Below are 2,697 nucleotides of genomic sequence, written 5' to 3'. Positions count from 1 at the left end.
CGAACGGGAGCCCTAGTGATGTCCGTTTTGTCTGGGTGATGTCAGTTTTGTCTGGTGTTTACCGCGGTAAACACCAGACAAAACTGACATCACCCAGACAAAACGGACATCACTAGGGCTCCCGTTCGACGACTTACTGCAGGCTTGGTCAGGTTCGGTTGTTGAGCGCGGCGAGGAGGGATCGAAGGCCATCGTCGTCGAGGTACTCGACCAGTGCTTCCGCGAGAATCGCGGGGTCGGCGTCTAGGCGCCGGAAGGTGCGGGTGACCTTCGCGGCGGTCACCGGCACTCGTTCCGCCGGCTTACGGCCGTCGTCAGTGGGAACCGAATCTGATTCAGCGCCTTGACTTTGACGCTCACGTTCGGTGTTCCAAGCCTCAACCTGCCCCTCCGGCGGGACTTGCGCAAGCGAGCGGGCGGTGCGAATGGCGAGTTCGCCCTTACGTAGGGCTGTTTGGAGTTCGGGGGTGAGTTGGAGCAGGGCTCGCCGCTGTGAGATCCATCCCTTGGACTTGGCGAGCTTGAGGGCGGCCTTCTCGACGGTTCCGCACTCGTTGATCAGGAGTTCGACGGCCTTGGCCTCTTCGATGACGTCGAAGTCGCGGCGGCCGACGTTCTCGATGACCGCCGCGGCAAGCAGGGTTGTCCGGTCCTTGGCGACCTCGTCCTTGACGACGATGTCGAGGTTGGGGCGGCCGAAGCTGGTGGCGGCGGCAAGGCGCCGGCATCCGTTGATCACGATCCATCGGGCGAGCCCGATCTTGGTTTCGTCTTCCGGATACAGCCTCAGATAGGCGGCCTGGGTGACCACCAGGGCGGGTTGGAGTTGGGTGTCGGTGATCGAGACCAGATCGCTGAGATCACCGAGGTCGTCACGCGGATTGCGCGGATTCGGTGCCAGCTCGCTCAGTGGCACGTTGGTCGGTGTCACACCAGGAGAAGGCCGGTCGACGGGGGAGTTGTCGCCGACGACACCGGCGAGGGTCGCCAGGTTGGTGCGGGTGCCGCGTGCCATCACCGACCACCGTCGATCCGTAGCTCCAGAGCCAGCCGGTAGAAGTCCTCCCGGGCCTGCAGCGCTACCCGATTGGCGGGGTACTCGGTGACCACCAGGCCGTCGGCGCTCGCCCGCGCGTGCAGTTTGTAATGGCGGATCACGGTTTTCGCGAGTGGCCACTTGTTCGCGCGTACGAACTCTTTCGTTTCCTCGAGGTCGAGCTTGCCGTCGCGAGGATCCCAGTTGTTGATCACGACCGTGTACGGAATGCCGCGGGGCTCGAGGACCTTTCGGATCGTTCGGGCGGTGGGATCGAAGGAGAGCGGTTCGGTTTCCATCGGCACGATGACGTGATCGGCGACCTCGAGCACCGCCCGCAGGGCGTCGGCGGCAGGGCCGCGGCCGAGTGGGTCGGAGGTGTCGTCGGCGCTGTTGAGGTCGATCCAGCCGGGGGTGTCGACGTAGACGTGGCGAATCCCGGGGAGCTGACCAAGCTGGCGCAGGCCGTTGAGGTCGTCGTGGGCCTGGACGACGTGGAAGGGCAGGTTGTCGAGTCGGTCGGCCCACCAGATCGCGGAGCCCTGCGGGTCGACGGAGACGGCTGCCACGGGGGAGGTGGCATTGGGATCATCGTCCTGGTTGAGAACATCCGCGGTGACGGCGGCGAGATTGACAGCGACGGTGCTTTTTCCGACGCCGCCCTTCTGATTGAGAAGGACATGAATGGTCATGGGACCCTTTCCGTTTGCTTCACCCACCGGTGTGGGCTACTTCGGACGGGTACGCACAGTACGGCACCGCAGCAGCTGGGGCGGTGCCGACACGCGGGGTGTCGCGCGGGCTTGCACAGCATCTGCTCGGCCGCCTTCAGTAAATGAAACGGAGGCGGTGCCGCCGCAATTTTCGCGAAAGGTCCCGCCGGCGCGAAACACGACTGACGCGGCCGGCGAGGGACGTTTCACCGAGTCCTGGTGCCGTTTGTTTACCACGGTAAACAAACAAGACCAATCGGTTTGGTTTGTTTACCGTGGTAAACAACGGACAAAACGGACATTTTGGTTCGGTGATACCGGTCGTCGGCTGCGCTATCTGGCGGCGACCGTGACGTTGGCGCGGGCGGGTCCGAAGATGGTGACACCGCGGGCTGCCGCGGCGTGGGCGTTGCCGTGCAGCACGATGCGGGTGCTGTCGGCGGCGTGTACCTGTGCGTCGTCGTGCGCGTGGACGGCGGCGTGGTCGTAGGCGTAGACGGTGGCGTTCTCACCGGCGGAGACGTGGGCGTGGTCGACGGCGGACACGGCGGCACGGTTGTGGGCGGTGACCCGGGTGTGATCGAAGGCGTCGACGGTGGCGGTGGTGTAGGCGTGGGCGCGGGTGTGCCCGAAGAGTTGGGCGTGGGCGGCGCCGGTGATCACGATCGCTGGAGCGCGTTTCTCCGGCCGGTCGATGGTGTCGGTGATCTGCACGCGGGACGAGCCTTCGACGCGCAGGGTGAAACCGCCCGGCAGGTCGCACAGTTCGACAGTGGTCTCGGGTGGACTGTCGAGAACAACGGTTTTCGCGCCGGTAGCCAACCGGGTGTGCACGTCGTGCGCGGTGCGGCAGGGACTGCGGCGGACGTGCGCGGACGCGGATCTCATGGCGCCAATCTAACCCGGCGACTGCGCGTTTTCCGGCTGGGCCGGGGTGGTGTTGGGAAC

3 protein-coding genes are annotated in these 2,697 nt (G+C 65.1%); all 3 read right to left on the bottom strand.

Going from position 1 to position 2,697, the window contains the following annotated elements:
• Window positions 1–148 precede the first annotated feature (148 nt).
• Window positions 149–1,015, bottom strand: coding sequence for a ParB/RepB/Spo0J family partition protein (locus WAW17_RS17355; protein ID WP_422334176.1), 867 nt, complete (start codon window positions 1,013–1,015; stop codon window positions 149–151).
• Window positions 1,015–1,728, bottom strand: a complete 714-nt coding sequence (locus WAW17_RS17350) for a ParA family protein (RefSeq protein ID WP_422334175.1) — start codon at window positions 1,726–1,728, stop codon at window positions 1,015–1,017. Before WAW17_RS17350 ends, WAW17_RS17355 begins: the two co-directional genes overlap by 1 nt.
• A 354-nt stretch (window positions 1,729–2,082) precedes the next feature.
• Entirely contained in the window at window positions 2,083–2,637 is a 555-nt protein-coding gene (locus WAW17_RS17345; RefSeq protein ID WP_422334174.1) for a hypothetical protein, read from the bottom strand.
• Window positions 2,638–2,697 lie beyond the last annotated feature (60 nt).

The organism is Rhodococcus sp. (in: high G+C Gram-positive bacteria) (assembly GCF_049286785.1).
Lineage (GTDB): Bacteria > Actinomycetota > Actinomycetes > Mycobacteriales > Mycobacteriaceae > Rhodococcus_F.
The sequence above is the reverse complement of the archived record's forward strand: the minus strand, read 5'-3'. Positions and strand labels throughout refer to the sequence as shown.

What these genes read in the sequence shown, in the direction of transcription:
- WAW17_RS17345 (WP_422334174.1), bottom strand. Translation starts at nt 2,637, where the DNA reads ATGAGATCCGCGTCCGCGCACGTCCGCCGCAGTCCCTGCCGCACCGCG.
- WAW17_RS17355 (WP_422334176.1), bottom strand. Translation starts at nt 1,015, where the DNA reads ATGGCACGCGGCACCCGCACCAACCTGGCGACCCTCGCCGGTGTCGTC.
- WAW17_RS17350 (WP_422334175.1), bottom strand. Translation starts at nt 1,728, where the DNA reads ATGACCATTCATGTCCTTCTCAATCAGAAGGGCGGCGTCGGAAAAAGC.